We start from the raw sequence: 19,343 nt of genomic DNA on the forward strand, positions 1-19,343 counted from the left end.
CTCCTCTGAGCTCGGAAGCTGCCGCAAGCGATGATGGGTGAGGGGGCTAAGTCGGTCGATAGACCGTTACCCCTCACCCATCACGACTCGCGGTCACCACTGTCGCGCCCTCTCCCTCAAGGGGAGAGGCACATATGTTAGCGGCGTGATCGCATCAATTCGCCTTGATGCCGGCGTCCTTGGCGACCTTGCCCCACTTGTCGATCTCGCTCTGGATATAGGCGGCGAATTCCTCCGGCGAATTGCCGACGAGGATCGCGCCCTGCGGGGCGAGCTTCTCGCGCACCTCCGCGCTTTTCAGCGCCTCGGCCGTCGCCTTGTGGAGCTTTGCGATTACGGCCGGCGGCGTTCCCGCCGGCGCCACCATGCCGTACCAGTTTTCCGCCTGGATCTGCGGCAACCCGACTTCGCCGGTGGTCGGCACATCCGGCAATGACGGCACGCGCGTGGTGCTGCCGAGTGCGATCGGCTTGACCTTGCCGGCCTTCACCTGCGGCAGCAGCACCGGAATATCGAGAAACACCATGTGCACCTGATTGCCGATGATGTCGTTCACGGCGGGCGCCGCGCCCTTGTAGGGTACATGCACGATGTCGATCCCGGCCGCGCTCTTGAACAATTCGCCGGCAAGATGCGGCATCGAACCGGGACCGGTGGAGGCGAAGTTGAGCTCTCCCGGCTTGGCCTTCGCGAGCGCCAGCAAATCCTTCATCGACGAGGCGGGCACGTCAGTCGCAACCACGAGCAGCTCGGGCACCTTGGCAACGAGGGTGACGGGCTTCAGATCCTTCAGCGTGTCGTAGGGCAGCTTCTGTTGCAGGCTTTTGGAGATCGCGAGCGCGCCGGCGCTGGTGATGGCGATCGTGTGCCCATCCGGCTCGGCCTTGGCGACCGCATCGGTGCCGAGCACGCCGCCGGCCCCGCCGCGATTGTCGATTACCACCGGCTGGCCGAGCAACTCCGACATTTTCGAGCCGACCACGCGGGCGATGATGTCATTCGGTCCGCCCGCCGGGAACGGCACGATCAGCTTGATGGGTTTGGTCGGGAAGTCCTGTGCGTGAGCGGGCAGCGTAAAGGCAAAAAGAACAGCAACAACATGCAATAAGGCGCGCATATAAATTCCTCCGACCGCGCCTTGCCGTGGCGCTTGCGGCGCATCATGCAACGCGCGCTGCGTCTTGGCTAGTTTGCCCGCGCGAACAGCAGCCTTGCCGCGAAGGCGCCCATCAAACCGGCAAAGGCCCAGTCGAAGATGCGCATCAGGCGCGGGGAGTTTCGCATCGCCGCGGCGAAGCGTTCGGCGCCGAGGATGATCGGCGCCGAGACGATCGGCGTCAGCACCGTGTAAAGCAGCCCGAGAAACAACATCTTGGCGGGTGCGTCCGGATCGGTCGCCGACACGAATTGCGGCAGGAAGGTCAGGAAGAACATCACGACCTTCGGATTGAGCATGTCGACGCCGAATCCCATCGCAAAGGCGCGATGCAGGCTGGTGGGCTTCGGCTTTCCCTTCTTGAGGGTCAGCGACGAGCCGTGCCGGATCGCCTGTACGGCAAGCCAGAGCAGATAGGCGGCGCCGGCGATCTTGATGATCGTGAAGGCGGTGGCGGAGGCAACGAGGATGGCCGACAATCCGAAAGCCGCGAGCATCGAATGCGCGAACAGGCCGGCAGTCGCGCCGAACATCGAAGCGAAGCCGCGGGCGCGTCCGCCATTGATCGTCTGGCTGAGAAACAGCGTCATGTCCGGTCCCGGCGTCACGATCAGCAGCAGCGATGCCGCGGTGAAGGCGGCGACAATCGTAAAGTCCGGCAGGATGGTCATGCGGGCATTATTCGCTGAGGGTTCAGGGCGTGCCGGTGATGTATCGCTGCAGGGTCGCGCCGACCTCGCGCACGATGTCGTCGTGCGACAGGGAGACGACCGGCGGGAGCTTCAGGATATAGCGGCAGAGCGCGAGGCCGAGCAATTGGCTCGCCACGAGGCCTGCGCGCTGGCTCGCGGTGTCCTGCGGGCCGATCGCCGCGATCGCCTTGCCGACCTGAGCGGCAAAGACTTCGCGCACTTTCTTCGCCGCGAAATCGTTCGATGCAGCCGATCGCAGCAGGATCGCCATCTCCTTGCCGCTCCCCGGACCCTCCCAGAGATCGATGAAGCGGAGCGCCAGCGCTTCGCCAATCCGGGACGGCTCGATGCTGCGCAGGTCAGGTAGATCGAGCCGGATCGAGGCGGCGCGGGCAAACAGCTCGTCCTTGTTGCCGAAGTAGCGGATCACCATGGCGGGATCGATCTCGGCGCGCGCCGCGATGTCGCGGATCGTGGTGCCGTCGAAGCCCCGCTCGGCGAACAGGCCTTGTGCGGCAGCCAGGATCTCAGCGCGGGTGCGGTCGGATTTGCTTTGTTTTTCAGGGGCTTTCGTCGCCATTTCGAAAATATGCCAACGCTTGTTGACAAATGCAAGGCGCATGGTCATATAAGTCAACATACGTTGACATTTTAGGAGAGTGCGATGCTGAAGGATCGTACGGATATTCTCATTGTTGGCGCGGGGCCGACCGGAATGGCGCTTTCGATTGCGCTTTTAAACGCCGGCGTCGATCACGAGATCATCGATCGGCGGCCCGCAGGCGAGAGCACCTCGCGCGCCGCTGTGATCCACGCCCAGACGCTGGATTCCCTCGACGAGATTGGCGTAGCCGACCAACTCGTGGCGGCGGGATTGAAGCTCGAGAGTTTCACCGTCCGCGACCGCGACTCGGCGCTGCTCGGCGTCAGGTTCGACCGGCTGCCGAGCCGCCATCCGTACCTCCTGATGCTGCCGCAGAATGTCACCGAGGACATTCTGGCAAATGAGATCGCAAAGCTCGGAGGCGTGATCCATCGCGGCGTGGCGGCGACCGCGATCGCGCAGGGGCCGGATTGCGCTCAGGTTACCGTGTCCGACAACGGACGCGACCACACGATCCTTGCGCGTTATGTCGTCGGCGCCGACGGCATGCACAGTGTGGTGCGGGAGGCGGCGGGCATCGCGTTCGAGGGCGAGACCTACGGCGAGTCCTTTGTCCTTGCCGACGTGCATCTGCAATGGCCGCTCGGCCGGGAAGAGGTGTCGCTGTTCTTCTCGCCGAATGGGCTTGTGGTGGTGGCGCCGCTGCCCGATGGCACCTATCGCGTGGTGGCGACGCTGGACGATGCGCCTGAACATCCGTCGATCGCCGATATCCAGGCGCTGCTCTACGGGCGCGGGCCCGAAGCGAATCCGGCAAGGGTCGTCGACATGATCTGGAGTTCGCGCTTCCGCGTGCATCACAGGATCGCGAGATCCTATCGCGACGGCCGGCTGATCCTGATGGGCGACGCCGCGCATGTTCACAGTCCCGCGGGCGGTCAGGGCATGAATACCGGGCTGATCGATGCCGTGGTGCTGGGCAACCTGCTTGCGGGTGTCGTGCGCGAGTCTCGGCCGGAGAGCGACATCGACCTTTATCAGGAGACACGCCGGCCGGCTGCGCTTCAGGTTCTTGCGCTTGCCGGCCGGCTTACTCGCCTGGCGACGATGCGCAATCCCGTGGCGAAGTGCGCGCGCAACGCTGCGTTCTGGGTGGTCGATCACAACCCGGTGGCCAAGCGCAGGATTGCGATGAACCTGTCAGGCCTCAGCCGCGCATCGCTCGCGCATCTGCCGCTCGCCTCGTGACGGGTGCGGCCGGCAAGACTCAGGCGCTCTGCTGCTTCGCCCGCTGGACGTCCGCCTTGCCGCGGAAATGCGGGATCACTTCCCTGGCGAACAGTTCGGTACTCTTGGTCACGAGGTCATGCGGCAGCGTTCCGAACTGCATGGTCGGCAGGAGATAGCCGAAGCCGATCTGCGCCTGGAATTGCTCCAGCTTTTCGCGCAGCGTCGCAGGACTCCCGCACAGGAAGATCGCCTTTTCCATCAAGTCGTCGATGGTCTGCACGCCGCCTGACAGCGTGCGCTTTGCGGCGATCACGCCCTGCATCGAGGCAAGAGAAAGATAGCCGGGCGGCAGCAGCATTTCCTGCGGCATGCGCAACAGCTTGTTGAAGAAGAATTCGATATGCGGCTTGGCCTCCTTGCGCGCGATTTCGTCGGTCTCGGCGCAATAGGTCGGGATCGCCCAACCGACATTTTCCGGCCCGGCCTGCCAGCCTTGCCGCTCGGCGCTGTCGCGATACATCTGCATGTAGCGCGCGAGCGCCTGCACCGGCGAGAAGGTCTGCAGATAGGTGTATTTGCGCGAAGGGTGCGTCGCCCATTCGATGGTCTCGCGCGAGCCTTGCGAGGGAATCCAGACCGGCGGATGCGGCTGCTGATAAGGGCGCGGCCACACATTCACATAGTTGAAGTGATAATATTTGCCTTCGAAGGCGAATGGTCCCGGCCGCGTCCAGCCCTCTATGATGAGATCGTGCGCTTCGTGAAAGCGCTCGTGCGATTCCGCCGGGTTTGCGCCCCAGGAGTGATATTCGGCGCCGATGCCGCGCACGAAGCCGGCGACGAGACGTCCGCCGGTGATGGTGTCGAGCATTGCGAATTCTTCGGCGACCGTGAGCGGATTGTTCAGGAGCGGCAACGCGCGGCCAAGCACGGCGATCTTGCAGTTCTTCGTACGGCGGGCGAGCGCGCCCGCCATCACGCCAGGGATCGGCATCATGCCATAGGCGTTGGAGTGATGCTCATTGACGCAGATGCCGTCGAAGCCCATCGCGTCGGCATATTCCAGCTCGTCGAGATAGCGGTTGTAGAGCTGATGTCCGATTTTGGGATCGTAATAGCTGTTGGGCAGCGTCACCCAGGCGGAGTTGTGTTGCTTGTCGTAATCGGGATCGAGCGCTGCGTAGGGCATCAGGTGGAAGAAAAAGAATTTCATTATGTTCTCCCGCGCGCTTTTCTCTGATTCCTCATGGTGGGAGCGCTGAAAGCGCGTCTCGAACCATGAGGCCCGACTTGGCCTTCATCCTTCGAGACGCGCTTTCAGCGCTCCTCAGGATGAGGGTCTGCGTTCGAATGTGCCGCAACAGACATCATCGTGAACCGTTGCCGCTTCCGATAAACCCCGTCATCAGCGCGGCGAGTTCTCCCGGTTTCTCGATCTGCAGCGTGTGACCCGCATCCTTGATCACCTCCAGCCGCGAACCGGGGATCAGGCGATGATAGGCTTCGCCATAAGGCGGCGGAAACACCTTGTCGTCGTCGCCCCACACGATCAGCGTCGGCACCGTGATCCGGTGCAGCCATTTCACGAGGTCCGGATTGTAGAGGCGCGGCTGCCAACCAAGCTTCGCGGTAGCGAGCCGGTTCTTCATCTCGATCATCAGCTCGGCCTCGCCCGGCGGCTGCGCCAGCATCGCTTCGGCGACTTTCGGATCGTGGAAGATGTTGCGGATGAAATCCTCGCGCGACCACATGAAGATGTCGCCCTTGGCGACGCCCTTCACATGGATGCCGGCGGCGCAGATCAGGGTCAGTGTCTTCAACGCCGATTGATTGCGCACAGCGATTTCGGCGGCGATCCAGCCGCCGAGCGAAACGCCGGCGAGATTGAGCCGCGGCAGCTTCAATGTGTCGATCAGGTCGAGATAGAAATAGGCGAGGTCGCCGACGTTATCGAGCCAATCCGGCGTATCCGAGCCGCCGAACCCCGGATGCTCCGGCACGATCAGGTCGAAACGCTCCGACATCGTCTCGAAGAACGGCAGCCATGCGGAGGCGCCACGGGCGCCATGCAGGAACAGCAGCGGTTCGCCTGATCCCCCGCGCATGATGCGGATCTTGCAGCCGGCGACGGTTTCGAAGCTTTCCCGATATGGCAAGGCGCGACCTCCCGCAGAACTCTACCGTTATCGCGGCGCGGGGATGCAGCCAAGTGGTGGGCAGCGCAGGAGATTTGCGCTAATGGATGGGCACCTTTATCTGCCATTCGCCCCGCGGATGGAATGCCGGAGTCATACGTGGCCCTCGAGACACCTTTCACACTTTCCGAGCTCGCTGTCATCGTGAAGGAGCGCGCCACGGCCAGCGCCGACGTGTCCTATACCCGCAAGCTTCTGGACCGCGGCGTCGAGCATTGCGCCAAGAAGCTCGGCGAAGAGGCGGTGGAGACGGCGCTGGCCGCCGTGTCCGAGGATCGCGAGCGCGTGATCTCGGAGGCGGCCGATCTGCTGTACCATCTGCTGGTGGTTTTGCAGTCGCGCGGGGTCGAGCTCAGCGAGGTCGAGGCGGTTCTCGCCAAACGGACCGGGCAATCGGGACTCGCTGAGAAGGCGGCCCGCGTTCACGATCGCCGGCCTTCCGAACTGTAGGGAACGTCCTGTAGCAAGCGTCATGGAACAGCGCGCCGAACCGGAAGTCTCTCCGTACCGCGCCTTCAGCCGCGCGGAATGGGCGGCGTTGCGTGCCGATACGCCGATGACCCTCAATACCGAGGAAGTGGCGACGCTGCGCTCGATGCATGATCGCCTCGACATGAAGGAGGTCGAGGACATCTATCTGCCGCTGTCGCGCCTCCTGTCGATGTATGTCGCGGCCTCGCAGCGCCTGTTTCGCGTTCAGCAAAGCTTCCTCGGAACGGAAGACTCAAAGGTGCCCTACATCATCGGCGTTGCCGGCTCGGTCGCGGTCGGCAAGTCGACCACCGCGCGCGTGTTGCAGGCGCTGCTGGCACGATGGCCGAACACGCCGAAGGTCGATCTCGTCACGACCGACGGCTTCCTTCTGCCGAATGCCGTGTTGGAACGCGAAGGCCTGATGGAGAGGAAGGGCTTTCCGGAAAGCTACGATCTCCCCGAACTCCTTCGCTTTCTTTCAGGCATCAAGGCCGGCCGCCGGCCGATGCGCGCGCCGGTTTATTCGCACATCGTCTATGACGTCGTGCCGCATGACTGGATCGAGATCGATCGTCCGGACATCCTGATCGTCGAGGGTTTGAATGTGTTGCAGGCCGGACGTCTGCCGAAGGACGGCAAGGCGGTGCCCTTCGTTTCCGACTTCTTCGACTTCTCGGTCTATATCGATGCCGCCGAGGATGTGCTGGAACGCTGGTATGTCGATCGCTTCCTGGCGCTGCGGCTGACCGCGTTTCGCGATCCGATGTCGTATTTCCATCGCTATTCGCGGCTGTCGGATTCCGAAGCTGTCTCGACCGCAAAGAGCATCTGGGATCGGATCAACCTCGTCAATCTGCGCGAGAATATCCTGCCGACGCGCCAGCGCGCCGACCTGATCCTCACCAAGAACGCCAATCATCTGATCGACGAAGTGGCGCTGCGGCGGCTTTAGTCCGCTTCCCTGAAAGGGCCCGGGCTGCTAGGCCGCCCGAGCCATGCCTCGGATTTCCGCGAGCACTATTGCGAGCTTCTCACGGTCCAGCGGCTTGGTCAGAAACGCATCCATGCCGGCGGCGAGACATGCTTCGCGATGTTCGGGCATCGCATTGGCTGTCAGGGCGACGATCGGCGTGTGTCTGCCACCCTTGGCTTCGAGCGCGCGGATACGCCGGGTCGCTTCCAGCCCATCGATGCCGGTCATGCGCACATCCATCAGGATGAGATCGAACGGCAGGCCTGCGCCTTGCGCGGCGAAATAGGATTCCATCGCGACGCGGCCGTCGGCAACCACTTGCGGCCTGTGTCCAAGCTTCTGCAACAAGGCCCGCGTCAGCAGTGCGTTGATCTCGTTGTCCTCGGCGACGAGAATCGACAATCCATCCGGACGCGCGGTGCCGAATGTCGGCAGCGTGCTGTCGTCCTCTGAAAGCTTGGCGAATCCGTCGCGAGCCGCCTCCAGCCGCGCGGCGAGGGACGCGGCGCGGATCGGCTTGACCAGATAACCGGTAAAGCCGCGTGACCTGAGTTGCTCCAGTTCGCCCCGTGCACCGGGGGTGATCGTCACAAGACGGCACGGCACATGGCGCATGGCGGCGAGCAGCGCATCGATCGCCGGGCTGCCGAGGACGCTGTCGATCAGCACCGCGCTCCATTCGCGTTCCGGCAACAGCGCCTGGGCCACGATTTCGTTCGGCGCCACCGCAACCCGCGCGCCCCAGCGCGTCAAACGCCGCGCCAGCAGCGTTGCTTCGATATGCGAGGGCGCGACAATCATGACCGCGCGACCCGACAGATCGGGAGCCGCAAAGGTCGGCGCGGTCTCGCCATCCGTTGAGGCCGGCAGAAGCACGGCGACTTCGAACAATGCGCCGGCTCCTGGAGCGCTTTCGACTTCGATACGGCCTTCCATGCCTTCGACGATGCGCTTGACGATCGCGAGGCCGAGTCCCGCGCCTTCGCCCTGGCTCGCGCCGGCTTCTGTCTGTTCGAATTCGTGGAAGATCTTGTCGTGGTCCGCCGGCGCAATGCCGACCCCGGTGTCGCGCACCTTGAACAGCACCTGGCCCGGCCAGTTGCCCGGCTCGACAACGATCGCGACGCCACCTTCTTCGGTGAACTTGATGGCGTTGCCGGCGAGATTGAGCAGCACCTGCTTCAGGCGTGTCTCATCGCCGATGACGACGGCCGGCAGCCGCTCGTCGACATAACTCGCGATTTCAAGTCCCTTGCCTTGAGCGCGCACAGACAGCAACTCGGTCAGATTTTCGATCATCTGTTGCAGGGGGAAGGGGCGCGCCTCGAGATCAAGCCGGCCGGCTTCGATCTTGGAGAAGTCGAGAATCTCCTCGATCAGCGACAGCAAGGTATCGCCCGACGTCCTGACCGCCCGGGCATAGGTTGCCTGTTCCGGCGTGAGCTTGGTGTCGAGCAGAAGATCGGCCATGCCGATGATGCCGTTGAGCGGGGTGCGGATCTCGTGGCTCGTCATCGCAAGGAAGCGCGACTTGGCGCGGTTTGCGGCATCCGCCTGATCGCGGGCATCGGCCAAAGCCTGTTCCGCCATGACACGGTCGGTCACATCGCGGCCGACGCACTGGATTTCCGTATCGCCGCTTGCCTTGCGAATGAGGCCTTCGCGCCAGGCGATCCAGCGTGGACCGATCACGGTCTCGATCTGCTGATCGTAAGTCCGGATGCCGTTCGCGGATGTCGCTATGTCACCTTGTTCGAGGATACGGGGGGCATATTGCGCGCCGCTCAGCCTCTCCGGTTCTTCGCCGACAAGCGCACAGAACGCTTCGGAGGCGTAGATGATCGTCCCGTCCAGTTGGCGGCGCACGACAAGGTCGCCCTGCAATTCGAGAAGCGCGTGCGCGCTCTCTTGCGCTTCCTGCAAGGCCCGGATGCGCCTGGACAATTTCTCGTTGCGCGTTTGCGCCTTGTGCGCGATGCGGCGCCAGGTTCTGTTCCGATGGATCAGGAATGCTGCGAAGATGCAGACAAAGCCGAACAGCGCCGAGACGCCGACCGCAAACAGCTCGGGATCATAGCTCGATTGGCCGGTGAGCGTGGACGCGACGAGGCCGATGCCGATCCAGACGCCGATGAGGACCAGAAACCCCATCCGGAGGAATTGATAAAGAAGCGATAGCGCTCCGCTCCATGTGGAATTCGGCCTGGAATTCGGCCGCGTATTCAATTGCATGCCTGATGCCCCGTCGCGGCCGCCCTCGGTCGGACGGCTCTTGTGTTTGTGGCAAGGTGAGGGAGCGGGGTTGCAAATGAATTGAGAAACCGGCGTGTCGGCCGGTCGATGCTTGACAGCGCCAACAGAGCGTTGCGGCTTTCATTAAAGTTTTATCGATTACCGCGCGCGGCAAGCGCCCACACACGAATGGCGGCTCACGCCGCGCGCCGCATCTCGTCATTCAGTGCGCGATAGGACAACGCTTCCGCCAGATGGATGCGGCCAACCGTCTCGGCGCCGTCGAGATCGGCCAGCGTGCGCGCGACCCGCAGCACGCGATGGTAGCCGCGGGCCGACAGCCGCATTGCATCCGATGCATCGCGAAGGAGCGCCAGCCCGGCCTTGTCCGGCTGCGCGATCTGTTCGAGTACGCTTCCGGTCGCCTGCGCATTGCTGCGGATCTGCGGCAGGCCAAGCGCAGCATAGCGTTGCCGCTGAATGTCGCGGGCCCGCCCGACGCGCGCGGCGACTTCGGCCGACCCTTCGGCCGGCGGCGGAAGGATCAGATCGGCAGCCGTGACTGCCGGCACTTCGACATGAAGGTCGATGCGATCCAGCAGCGGTCCTGAAAGCCGGCCCTGATATTCGGCGGCGCAGCGCACATTCATGCCGCGCTTGCAGATATAGCCGGGGTCACTGGCATGGCCGCAGCGGCAGGGATTCATGGCTGCGACGAGCATGAAGCGCGCGGGATAGGTGATGCGATGATTGGCGCGGGCGATCGAGACCTCGCCGGTTTCGAGGGGCTGCCGGAGCGAGTCCAGCGCCTGTCCGGAGAATTCGGGAAATTCGTCGAGAAACAGCACGCCATTATGCGCAAGCGACACTTCGCCCGGCCGCGCCCGCAAGCCGCCGCCCACCAGCGCCGGCATCGAAGCGGAATGATGCGGCGCGCGAAACGGCCGCCGATTGGTCAGCGAGCCGCCTTCGATCTGGCCCGCGACCGAGGCGATCATCGACACTTCGAGCAATTCCTCGGGTGTCAGCGCCGGCAGGATCGACGGCAGCCGCGCCGCCAGCATCGATTTGCCGGCGCCGGGCGGCCCGATCAGCAGAAGATTGTGGCCGCCAGCCGCGGCAACTTCGAGCGCACGCTTGCCGCTCTCCTGTCCCTTGATGTCGGCGAGATCGAGACGTGCGCCGTCCACCTCGCGAATGCTGGGCTGAGGCCGCGTCAGGACCTGAGTGCCCCGGAAATGATTGGCGAGCTGGATCAGCGATGATGGCGCGACGATCTCCATCTCGGGGCTGGCCCATGCGGCCTCCGCGCCGCACGCCTTTGGGCAGATCAAGCCCTCACCGCGCGCATTGGCTCCGATCGCGGCCGGGAGCACGCCAGCAACCGCGGTGATCGAGCCGTCGAGGCCGAGTTCGCCGAGCACGGTGAAGCCGGTCACGGCGTCGGGCGGTATCGCGCCGATCGCCGCCATCAGGCCAAGTGCGATCGGCAGGTCGTAATGGCTGCCTTCCTTCGGCAGATCGGCAGGCGCCAAATTCACGGTGATGCGCCGCGCCGGCAATGCCAGCCCGGATGCGATCAGCGCCGAACGCACCCGCTCCCGCGCTTCGGAGACCGCCTTGTCCGCAAGCCCGACCACGTTGAAGGCCGGAAGGCCCGGCGCAACCTGCACTTGCACATCGACAGCGCGAGCCTCGATGCCCTGAAACGCCACCGTGGTGACCCGCTGGACCATGCCGAGTGCCCCTAAGTCCGCCGCCCGCCCTAGTTGTGCAAAAGGTAACAGAATCCGGATGGGCGAACAAGAACATTTGCAGAACAAAACGACTCAGCCTAGCTTTCTCCCGCGGGGAAGGAGTTGGACATGGTCGACCTGAGAGCATTGGAGACTGAGCTTGCCATGGCGCGCAGGGCGCGTCGCGAAGCCGAGATGGCGGGCCTTTCCATTGAGCGGGTCATAGCCGGCATGCAGGCCGGTCGCACGCTGCAGCAGATCGAGCTGGAAGAGGCCGAATCTCTCGCCGACCTTGTGGATCTGACGGAAGCGTTCGTGAGTGCCACAGCATTCCGGCAGGCGGCCTGAGGCTAGTCGGACTTTCGCGACTGAGACTCGGCGTCGGCCGCCGCCGTTCGCGTGCGCAATTCGCCGATCAGTGCATCGAGGCTCTGCGCGAATTGCGCGAGGTCGAAATTCTGCGGGTCGTCGTGCTTGTTGCGGATGCCTTCGTCCAGCACCGAGTGAAAGGCCGGGATCATCCAGAACCCGGCCCGGCGGCTCGCCACCGTGTAGACCAGCGCAAGGGAATCGTACTGGGCCTGCGAGAAGCCGGGAGTCGGCGCGAGGAAATCGTTGCGCCGGCCGTAGCTCTTCAGCGCGCGGCGCGGCTGGATCAGCTCGACATGCAGGAACAGTCCCTTGAGCGCTGAGCCGAAATTCTTCGCGCTTTCGAATTTCGTCGCCCGCCACGGCACGGAGAAATCATGCGCGAGGAAGATCTTGCCGCCGCGATTGATGAAGACATGGGCGCGTTCGATATCGTTCGAACATTCGTAGCGGCTCAAGTTGTTGATCTTGGGATCGTCGTCGATCGAGACCGGCCATGGCTGCGTGCGGTAGTTCGGCGTCGAGGTGTCGTGAAAGACCATATAGGTCGCCGGACGCGACAGCGGATCGTTGTCATGGGCATGCGACACCGGCTGCGCGAGGGTCGCGACCAGATCCTCGGTCGCGCCGCGGTCGCGCAGCAAGGCCGCCAAGGCAGCTTGTGCCGGGAGATCGACCGACTTGCCGACGCGCTCCGCGATCGAAGCCGGCAATGCGTCCAGCGGCGGGCCAAGGCGGCCGACCGGTTCGACGGGATTGAGCAGACAGCGCGCCTGATCCGCGGGAGAGCCTGCAAAGCTTTGCGTGTCGTGATCGAATTTGCAGAAGCCTTGGATCTGGTCCCCCTTCAGGACGAGCGGAGGCCGCTTCGCAAATGTGCATTTGCCGGCCGACGAGAATTCGTGCGCGAAGGCGAACGATGCACACGCGGCAATGCTCGCGCCGACAACGATCCCGGACACGATCCGCCTCGGATTCATTGTGCGATCAGCCCTGCTTGCGCTTCTTTTCGATGACATCCCAGATCATGGCGGCGATGTCCGGACCGCCGATATTCCTGATCGCGCGGATGCCGGTCGGCGAGGTGACATTGATCTCGGTGAGATAGCCGTCGATCACGTCGATGCCGACGAAGATCAGGCCGCGCTCCTTCAGCGCAGGCCCGAGCCGGCGGCAGATTTCGTGCTCGCGTGGCGTCAGCTCCGTGTCCTTTGGCGAGCCGCCGCGCACCATGTTGGATCGCAGGTCGTCGGGCGCCGGCACGCGGTTCACCGCGCCGGCATATTCGCCATCGACCAGGATGATGCGTTTGTCGCCATGCTTCACCGCGGGAAGGAAGGTCTGCACCATCCATTGCTCGCGGAAGGTGGTCGCGAACAGATCGTAGAGCGAGCCGAAATTGAGGTCGTCCCTGGTCAGCCGGAACACCGCCGCGCCGCCATTGCCGTAAAGCGGCTTCATCACGATGTCGCCATGTTGCTCGCGGAACGCCTTGATCTCGGCGAGGTCGCGCGTGATCAGCGTCGGCGGCATCAGGTCCGAGAATTCCATCACGAATATCTTCTCGGGCGCGTTGCGCACATGCGCCGGATCGTTGACCACGAGAGTCTTCGGATGCACCCGCTCCAGCATATGGGTCGTGGTGATATAGGCCATGTCGAAAGGCGGGTCCTGGCGGAGCAGGATGACGTCGAACTCCGTCAGATCGGTGCGCCTGGCGTCGCCGAGCGTGAAGTGACGGCCAAGCTCGTCGCGCACATCGAGGGGGTGCACGGTCGCGAACACAGCTGCCCCGCTCTGGGCCAGTTTGTCGGGCGTGTAATAGGACAGGCGGTGCCCACGGGCCTTCGCCTCGAGCAGCAGCGCGAAGGTGGAATCGCCGCGGATATTGATCCGCTCGATCGGGTCCATCTGAACGGCGACGTTGAGTGACATAGGGGTGACGGACCTTCTGGATCTGCGAACAAACGAGTGGTTAACAAATGCCTGTCATGCTGGCGCCCGGCGCATACCCGTGACCGATCCGGATTTCGACCGTGGCCCTTCCGAGACTGACAATTGCCGTAAAGCTCTACGCGATTTTCGCGTTGCTCGCGACTGTCGCGGTGGCAACAGGCGTCGTTGGACAGCAACTGACGGAACGGGCGCTGACCACGGGCGCCTATGGCGCGGGTTCCTTGCTCATCGCTCTCACGGTGCTGTCGCTCGTTTTGCTGCTCACCGGCACCTTCATCCTTCGCTCCGCCATGCGGTCGCTGCGTGCGGTGACTGAGGTGACAGAGCGAATCGCGGCCGGGCAAGCCGATCTGGTGGTACCCGGGCGCGACCGCCGCGACGAAATCGGTACCCTCGCCACCGCTGTCGGTCAATTCCGGGAGGTGGTCCGCCACAACGCGGAATTGAAGGAGGCGGTCGGGAACGAATCGGAAGAGCGCAAACTCCGCCAGGATCAGATCGCGGAAGAAATCCGGGCGTTTTCCGCCGAAGTGGATGCGACTTTGCGGGAATTCATGAAAATGGGCAGCCGCGCCAAGAAGGCGGCCACGGAGCTCGGCCAGGCCGTGGATATCACGGTCGACCGCACCGGCCGCGCTACGAAGGCTTCCGAGGAGTCCAGCGCCAATGTGCGCGATATTGCCTCGGCCGCGGACGAACTGGCCATGTCGGTTCTCGAAATTGAACGGCAGGTCTCGCAGTCGCATGACATCGCCATGAAAGCCGTGGCGGAGGCCGTTGCTACCAATGCCACTGTGCAGGAGCTGAGCGAGGCGGCCACCCGCATCGGCGATGTCATTCGGATGATCAATGATATCGCCGAGCAGACCAACCTTCTGGCGCTGAATGCGACCATCGAAGCGGCGCGCGCCGGCGAGGCGGGCCGTGGCTTTGCCGTGGTTGCGGGCGAGGTGAAGGCCCTCGCCGGCCAGACCGGTCGGGCGACCGAGGAGATTGCGACCCAGATCGCCGGCATGCAGCAGGCGACGCACCGCTCGATCGAGGCCATCGGGGCGATCAAGACCACGATCCGGGAGATTGGCGACATCTCGAGCGCGATCGCGGCTGCGGTCACGGAGCAGGGCGCCGCAACGCAGGAGATCGCGCGCAGCGTCGAGACCGCTTCTCGCCGGACCGGGGAAACCACGGAACAGATCACCAAGGTCACCGAGGCCACCGAGATCAGCCGCGTGCATTCGGTGGCTGCGCAGGACGTCTCCGATACGCTCGAGCGCCTGGCATTGCAGATGCGCAATCAGGTCGACCAGTTCTTCGAACGTCTGCGCGCCGCCTGACGGCGTTACTCCGTCTCGAACGCGCCCGGAATGTGCTGCGGAAGCGCACGCGGCGCGACCAGCACCGCATCGAACCGCATGTCGCATGTCGCGTCGTCCGGATTGGCCGCGAGCCAGGCCGCAGCCGCCGAGGCAATGCGGCGCTTCTGACGCTCGGTCACGGACCAGGCCGCGTCATCGAGAACAGCACGCGCCTTCACCTCGACGAAGACCAGAAGCGAACCACGGCGTGCGACAATGTCGATTTCGCCGGCGGGACAACGGAAGCGCCGCGCAGCGATGCGAAAGCCCTTGGCGAGCAGGAGCGCGGCCGCGCGGCTTTCCGCCGATAATCCGAATTTGAACGCGGCCTGACGGCCTGGCGCCGGACCTGATCCATCACCGCTGCCGGATTTACGGCGCGGCATCGCTGCGCTCCCTGGCGAGTTCGAGCGCGCGTCTGTAGATGTCGCGGCGCGGCAATCCGGTGGCCGCAACGATCTCGCCGACCGCGTCCTTCACGGACACGCGCGTCAGGGCCGCGCGGATCAGATCGTCAACATCGTCAGCGCTCGGCGTGGCCGCCTCGGCAGGCGGTGCGATCACGACAACGAATTCACCGCGGGTCTCGGCGTCGCCGGCATAATGGTCGGCCAGCGCCGGCAACGGACCGCGCCGCACCTCTTCATGCAGCTTGGTCAATTCGCGGCAGATCGAGGCTTCGCGCGGGCCAAGCGCCTCCGCGAGATCGCTCAGCGTCGCGGCGATGCGCGGGCCGCTTTCGAACAGCACCAGCGTCGCCGGGATACGGGCGAGTTCTTCGATCCTCGTGCGGCGCTGCGTGGCCTTGGCGGGGAGGAAGCCTTCGAACATGAAGCGGTCGGTCGGAAGCCCGGACGAGATCAGCGCCGCCAGCACCGAGGAGGCGCCGGGCAGCGCGAACACGTCAAGTCCTGCGTCCCGGGCTTCACGCACCAGCTTGAATCCCGGATCGGAGATCGCGGGTGTTCCCGCATCTGAAATCAGCGCCACGACGCCGCCATCGGCGATGCGCTTGAGCAGCGCCGGCCGGACGGTCGCCGCGTTGTGGTCGTGATAGGCCGTGGTTGGGGTGGCGATGCCGTAATGGTCCAGCAGCTTGCGGCTGACGCGAGTGTCCTCGCAGGCGATCAGGTCTGCGGCAGCGAGCGTCTGCAAGGCGCGCAACGTGATGTCGCCGAGATTGCCGATCGGGGTCGCGACCAGATAGAGGCCGGCGCGACGCGGCGGCGCCGGATACTCGGTCCCGCCGATATGGAAACCACGCCGGGGTTGCGTCATGGCAACACCACCTGAAACACCACCCCGCTCATGCTGCCCGCCCGGTTAAACATTCCGAGACAATATGCCAGATTGCGCCCGTGAGTGCCTGTACAGCCTCGCGTCTGTGTTCTTCTGAGGAATTTGGCTGTGTCCGGGCCGAAACGAAATCCCGCCGCCCTCACACGACGGCAATTCGGAGTGGCAACCCTGTCTCTTGCGGCAGGGGCCTTGGTCGGCTGCGCCTCCAACAATACCGGCGGAGGCCCCCTGGGCGAAGCGCCACTGTCGCCGAGCAACGCGCCGCAGGCCGCGAGCGAAGTTGGCGCCGGGCAATACAAGGTGGCGCTGATCCTGCCGCTGTCCGCCGGAGGCAATGTCGGAATCGCGGCGGAATCGATGAAGAATGCCGGAGAGCTGGCGCTCACGGAATTCTCGGCCACCGACATCCAGCTTCTGGTCAAGGATGACGGCGGCCGCCCGCAGACCGCGCGCATGGTCGCGACCCAGGCCATGGAAGAAGGTGCGCATATTATCCTCGGACCGCTTTTCGCGCAGACCGTGCAGGCGGCCGGGGCGGCCGCGCGGCCGCGTAATATTCCGGTCATCGGCTTTTCGACGGATGCGAGCGTCGCAGCGCGCGGCGTGTATCTGCTCAGCTTCCTGCCCGAAACCGACGTGGTTCGCGTGCTCAGCTACACATTCTCCGCCGGCAAGCGATCCTATGCCGGTATCGTACCGGAAAACGCCTATGGTTCTGTGGTTGAGGCAGCGTTCCGCGAGGAGGTGGCGCGCCGCGGCGGACGCGTCGTCGCGCTGGAGCGCTACAGCAAGACCACGTTGCAGAATGCGATCGGCGCGGTGGCGCAGGCATCCCGCGGCGCCGACGCCATCTTCGTTCCCGAGGGCGGCGATCTTGCGCCGGCCATCGCACAGGGCCTTGTGAATGCCGGCGTCAATACGCGGCGCGTGCAATTGCTCGGCACCGGGTTGTGGGACGATCCGCGTATCTTCGCCGATGCGGCGCTGCAGGGCGGGCTGTATGCGGTGCCCGACCCGGCAGGTTATGCGAATTTCGCGCAGCGTTATCAGGCGCGTTATGGCGCAGAACCGGTGCGCACCGCGTCGCTCGTCTATGATGCGGCGGCCCTTGTCTCGGCGCTGGTGCGTACGCATGGCGGACAGCCCATCACCAACGAGATGCTCACCAATCCATCCGGCTTCGCCGGTATCGACGGCATTTTCCGATTCAAGCCGGACGGCACCAACGAACGCGGTCTTGTGGTGATGCAGGTCGCGACCGGCGGCGGTCAGATCGTGAGCCAGGCGCCGCGATCGTTCGCCGCGTCCTGAAGCACTTTCAATTTTCAAGACGCAGCCCGCTCTCTCGCTGTCATCGCCCGCGAAAGCGAGCGATCCAGTAACCACGACTCCTTCAAGAGCTTACTGGATGCCCCGCTTGCGCAGGGGGTGACAAGACATGGGCGTTGCGACGAGCGGCGTGAGAGATGACGCCGCTCTAAGCGGCGAGATCGGCCACCACGGCATCGAGAATCGGAAACGCCGCCTGCGTCACGCGAAGATAGCCTTCGGCGGTGGTTTCGACAGCGCCTTCGTCGCGCAGAATCGCAATGCGTTTCGCATCGAGCGGACGGCCGGACAAAGCTGCGTAACGCTGCGGGTCGATGCCCTCCGCAAGCCGGAGCCCCATCAGCAGATATTCGTCGGCGCGCTCCTCGCGCGTCAGCGCTTCGTCGACGACAAGACCGTGGCCGAATCCCTCGACCCGCATCAGCCAGCTTTCCGGCCGACGCTCGGTGGCGGTCGCGTAGCGGCGGCCGTCCTGCTCGATGCGGCCATGCGCGCCGGGGCCGATGCCGACATAATCGTCACCGCGCCAATAGACCAGATTGTGCCGGCACTCCGCGCCGTCGCGTGCGTGATTGGAAATTTCGTAGGCGTTGAGTCCGGCTGCCGCGCAGACCTCCTGCGTCATGTCGTAAAGATCGCGTGCGGTGTCGTCGTCCGGAATCGAAAGCTTGCCGCTTTGCCGCAAGGCGAAGAAGGGCGTCTCGGCTTCAATGGTGAGCTGATAGAGCGACAGATGCTCCGCGGCCTCCGCAATCGCGCGGCGCAGTTCCTTCGCCCAGTCGTCGGGCGTTTGTCCCGGCCGTGCGTAGATCAGATCGAAGGAATAACGATCGAACACCGAGCGCGCGATCGCCACCGCCTTCAACGCTTCCTCGGCACTATGCAGGCGGCCGAGCGCCTTGAGCGAAGCATCGTCGAGCGATTGGACTCCGAGCGAGACCCTGTTGACGCCGGCGGTGCGAAAGCCGCGGAAGCGCTCGGCTTCGACGCTCGTCGGATTGGCTTCCAGCGTTACCTCGACATCACGCGACACCGACCAGTAGCGGCCGATGCCGTCGAGAATGGCCGCGACCGTTTCAGGCTGCATCAGCGAGGGCGTGCCGCCGCCGAAAAACACCGTGGTGACTTCGCGGGGCCCGGTGCGTTCGGCCATCGTCTGCATCTCGCGCAGATAGGCCGCGACGTAGCGCGCCTGATCGACGCCGCCATGCCGCACATGACTGTTGAAGTCGCAATAGGGGCATTTCGACAGGCAAAAGGGCCAGTGAATATATACGCCGAATGCCGATGGTCGGGTTAACGTCATGTTAACAATCGTAAACGCTGCCCCGCATTTGGGCCAGCAGGAAAGCGGCGATCGTTAAAATTGTAATGATTCGCGCGGGAGAATGGTTAACGCTGTTCGCAAAGACAGCGGCAAAAGGCGGCGCCGGAACCGCCTATTTTTTCAGGCACGCATCGGCGAGTTTCATGAACGCACGCGCGCGATGCGACAGGCCTTGTCCGCGCGGCGGCAAGCCGTGCTTTTCGTCGGACGTCATTTCCCCGAAGGTTCGGTCATGCCCATCGGGCAGGAACATCGGGTCATAGCCGAAACCCGCATCGCCGCGCGGCGGCCAGACCAGCGTGCCTTCGACGATCGCCTCGAAATCCTCGGTATGGCCGTCGGGCCAGGCGACGCAAAGCGCGGAAACGAAATGCGCGGTGCGACGCGCCGGTGTGGTCGCGCCATGGTCTCGCAAC

General features: G+C 64.1%; 19 protein-coding genes. 6 read left to right on the forward strand and 13 right to left on the reverse strand.

What is annotated here, in order from left to right; translation table 11 throughout:
* Positions 1–154: 154 nt before the first annotated feature.
* From VN004_RS19950 to VN004_RS19960, 3 genes are all read right to left on the reverse strand, one after another.
* Complete coding sequence (locus tag VN004_RS19950) at positions 155–1,117, reverse strand: tripartite tricarboxylate transporter substrate binding protein (protein WP_325613889.1); 963 nt, start codon at positions 1,115–1,117, stop codon at positions 155–157.
* Positions 1,118–1,185: 68 nt separating this feature from the next.
* Positions 1,186–1,827, reverse strand: a complete 642-nt coding sequence (locus VN004_RS19955; protein ID WP_325613891.1) for a LysE family translocator — start codon at positions 1,825–1,827, stop codon at positions 1,186–1,188.
* Positions 1,828–1,849: 22 nt separating this feature from the next.
* Positions 1,850–2,428: a TetR/AcrR family transcriptional regulator gene (locus VN004_RS19960; protein ID WP_325613893.1), complete on the reverse strand. Its 579-nt coding sequence runs from the start codon at positions 2,426–2,428 to the stop codon at positions 1,850–1,852.
* Positions 2,429–2,512: 84 nt separating this feature from the next.
* Here VN004_RS19960 and VN004_RS19965 point away from each other — a divergent pair, with 84 nt between their 5' ends.
* Positions 2,513–3,700 (forward strand): NAD(P)/FAD-dependent oxidoreductase, encoded by a 1,188-nt coding sequence (locus tag VN004_RS19965; RefSeq protein ID WP_325613896.1) that lies wholly within the window; start codon positions 2,513–2,515, stop codon positions 3,698–3,700.
* A gap of 19 nt (positions 3,701–3,719) precedes the next feature.
* On the opposite strand, the gene VN004_RS19970 is transcribed toward VN004_RS19965, so the two are convergent.
* Together VN004_RS19970 and VN004_RS19975 are read right to left on the reverse strand one after the other, a co-directional pair.
* Positions 3,720–4,895, reverse strand: a complete 1,176-nt coding sequence (locus tag VN004_RS19970) for an LLM class flavin-dependent oxidoreductase (protein ID WP_325613898.1) — start codon at positions 4,893–4,895, stop codon at positions 3,720–3,722.
* 154 nt (positions 4,896–5,049) lie between these two features.
* Entirely contained in the window at positions 5,050–5,838 is a 789-nt protein-coding gene (locus VN004_RS19975; RefSeq protein ID WP_325613900.1) for an alpha/beta hydrolase, read from the reverse strand.
* 138 nt (positions 5,839–5,976) lie between these two features.
* Between VN004_RS19975 and VN004_RS19980 the strand changes: the two genes are divergently transcribed.
* The gene (locus VN004_RS19980; protein ID WP_325613902.1) at positions 5,977–6,327 is read left to right on the forward strand and encodes a phosphoribosyl-ATP diphosphatase; all 351 of its coding nucleotides are present in this window, start codon (positions 5,977–5,979) and stop codon (positions 6,325–6,327) included.
* A 22-nt stretch (positions 6,328–6,349) separates the two neighbouring features.
* A complete protein-coding gene (gene coaA / locus VN004_RS19985) occupies positions 6,350–7,303 on the forward strand; it encodes a type I pantothenate kinase (protein ID WP_325613905.1) in 954 nt (317 codons plus the stop codon).
* A 27-nt stretch (positions 7,304–7,330) separates the two neighbouring features.
* Here the strand turns inward: coaA and VN004_RS19990 are convergent, their stop codons facing one another.
* Both VN004_RS19990 and VN004_RS19995 read right to left on the reverse strand, forming a co-directional pair.
* Positions 7,331–9,475: an ATP-binding protein gene (locus tag VN004_RS19990; RefSeq protein WP_325613907.1), complete on the reverse strand. Its 2,145-nt coding sequence runs from the start codon at positions 9,473–9,475 to the stop codon at positions 7,331–7,333.
* Positions 9,476–9,753: 278 nt separating this feature from the next.
* On the reverse strand, positions 9,754–11,292 hold the full coding sequence (locus VN004_RS19995) for a YifB family Mg chelatase-like AAA ATPase (protein WP_325613909.1): 1,539 nt from the start codon (positions 11,290–11,292) through the stop codon (positions 9,754–9,756).
* 129 nt (positions 11,293–11,421) lie between these two features.
* On the opposite strand from VN004_RS19995, the gene VN004_RS20000 reads away from it, so the two are divergent.
* Positions 11,422–11,640 (forward strand): hypothetical protein, encoded by a 219-nt coding sequence (locus tag VN004_RS20000; protein WP_325613911.1) that lies wholly within the window; start codon positions 11,422–11,424, stop codon positions 11,638–11,640.
* Between the two features lie 2 nt (positions 11,641–11,642).
* Here VN004_RS20000 and VN004_RS20005 read toward each other — a convergent pair whose 3' ends face one another.
* Both VN004_RS20005 and gshB read right to left on the reverse strand, forming a co-directional pair.
* Positions 11,643–12,641: a hypothetical protein gene (locus VN004_RS20005; protein ID WP_325613913.1), complete on the reverse strand. Its 999-nt coding sequence runs from the start codon at positions 12,639–12,641 to the stop codon at positions 11,643–11,645.
* Between the two features lie 7 nt (positions 12,642–12,648).
* The gene (gene gshB / locus VN004_RS20010; protein WP_325613915.1) at positions 12,649–13,596 is read right to left on the reverse strand and encodes a glutathione synthase; all 948 of its coding nucleotides are present in this window, start codon (positions 13,594–13,596) and stop codon (positions 12,649–12,651) included.
* A gap of 101 nt (positions 13,597–13,697) precedes the next feature.
* Here gshB and VN004_RS20015 point away from each other — a divergent pair, with 101 nt between their 5' ends.
* Positions 13,698–14,951, forward strand: coding sequence for a HAMP domain-containing methyl-accepting chemotaxis protein (locus tag VN004_RS20015; RefSeq protein WP_325613917.1), 1,254 nt, complete (start codon positions 13,698–13,700; stop codon positions 14,949–14,951).
* A gap of 5 nt (positions 14,952–14,956) precedes the next feature.
* On the opposite strand, the gene VN004_RS20020 is transcribed toward VN004_RS20015, so the two are convergent.
* Together VN004_RS20020 and rsmI are read right to left on the reverse strand one after the other, a co-directional pair.
* A complete protein-coding gene (locus VN004_RS20020; RefSeq protein WP_325613920.1) occupies positions 14,957–15,358 on the reverse strand; it encodes a YraN family protein in 402 nt (133 codons plus the stop codon).
* A complete protein-coding gene (gene rsmI, locus VN004_RS20025; RefSeq protein ID WP_325613923.1) occupies positions 15,345–16,250 on the reverse strand; it encodes a 16S rRNA (cytidine(1402)-2'-O)-methyltransferase in 906 nt (301 codons plus the stop codon). Before rsmI ends, VN004_RS20020 begins: the two co-directional genes overlap by 14 nt.
* A 180-nt stretch (positions 16,251–16,430) precedes the next feature.
* Between rsmI and VN004_RS20030 the strand changes: the two genes are divergently transcribed.
* Positions 16,431–17,582, forward strand: coding sequence for a penicillin-binding protein activator (locus tag VN004_RS20030; protein WP_325613925.1), 1,152 nt, complete (start codon positions 16,431–16,433; stop codon positions 17,580–17,582).
* A gap of 166 nt (positions 17,583–17,748) precedes the next feature.
* Here the strand turns inward: VN004_RS20030 and hemW are convergent, their stop codons facing one another.
* Together hemW and VN004_RS20040 are read right to left on the reverse strand one after the other, a co-directional pair.
* The gene (hemW, locus tag VN004_RS20035; RefSeq protein WP_325613927.1) at positions 17,749–18,906 is read right to left on the reverse strand and encodes a radical SAM family heme chaperone HemW; all 1,158 of its coding nucleotides are present in this window, start codon (positions 18,904–18,906) and stop codon (positions 17,749–17,751) included.
* 133 nt (positions 18,907–19,039) lie between these two features.
* Positions 19,040–19,343 (reverse strand): non-canonical purine NTP pyrophosphatase (locus tag VN004_RS20040; protein WP_325613929.1); only part of this gene is annotated, 304 nt, incomplete at its 5' end.

Origin of the sequence: Pseudorhodoplanes sp. (genome assembly GCF_035565855.1) — a bacterium.
In the GTDB taxonomy this organism is placed as follows: Bacteria; Pseudomonadota; Alphaproteobacteria; order Rhizobiales; family Xanthobacteraceae; genus Pseudorhodoplanes.

Coding starts and splice junctions, on each gene's coding strand:
- VN004_RS19950 (WP_325613889.1), bottom strand. CDS start 1,117: ATGCGCGCCTTATTGCATGTTGTTGCTGTTCTTTTTGCCTTTACGCTG.
- VN004_RS19955 (WP_325613891.1), bottom strand. CDS start 1,827: ATGACCATCCTGCCGGACTTTACGATTGTCGCCGCCTTCACCGCGGCA.
- VN004_RS19960 (WP_325613893.1), bottom strand. CDS start 2,428: ATGGCGACGAAAGCCCCTGAAAAACAAAGCAAATCCGACCGCACCCGC.
- VN004_RS19965 (WP_325613896.1), top strand. CDS start 2,513: ATGCTGAAGGATCGTACGGATATTCTCATTGTTGGCGCGGGGCCGACC.
- VN004_RS19970 (WP_325613898.1), bottom strand. CDS start 4,895: ATGAAATTCTTTTTCTTCCACCTGATGCCCTACGCAGCGCTCGATCCC.
- coaA (WP_325613905.1), top strand. CDS start 6,350: ATGGAACAGCGCGCCGAACCGGAAGTCTCTCCGTACCGCGCCTTCAGC.
- VN004_RS19990 (WP_325613907.1), bottom strand. CDS start 9,475: ATGGGGTTTCTGGTCCTCATCGGCGTCTGGATCGGCATCGGCCTCGTC.
- VN004_RS19995 (WP_325613909.1), bottom strand. CDS start 11,292: ATGGTCCAGCGGGTCACCACGGTGGCGTTTCAGGGCATCGAGGCTCGC.
- VN004_RS20000 (WP_325613911.1), top strand. CDS start 11,422: ATGGTCGACCTGAGAGCATTGGAGACTGAGCTTGCCATGGCGCGCAGG.
- VN004_RS20005 (WP_325613913.1), bottom strand. CDS start 12,641: ATGAATCCGAGGCGGATCGTGTCCGGGATCGTTGTCGGCGCGAGCATT.
- gshB (WP_325613915.1), bottom strand. CDS start 13,596: ATGTCACTCAACGTCGCCGTTCAGATGGACCCGATCGAGCGGATCAAT.
- VN004_RS20020 (WP_325613920.1), bottom strand. CDS start 15,358: ATGCCGCGCCGTAAATCCGGCAGCGGTGATGGATCAGGTCCGGCGCCA.
- rsmI (WP_325613923.1), bottom strand. CDS start 16,250: ATGACGCAACCCCGGCGTGGTTTCCATATCGGCGGGACCGAGTATCCG.
- hemW (WP_325613927.1), bottom strand. CDS start 18,906: ATGACGTTAACCCGACCATCGGCATTCGGCGTATATATTCACTGGCCC.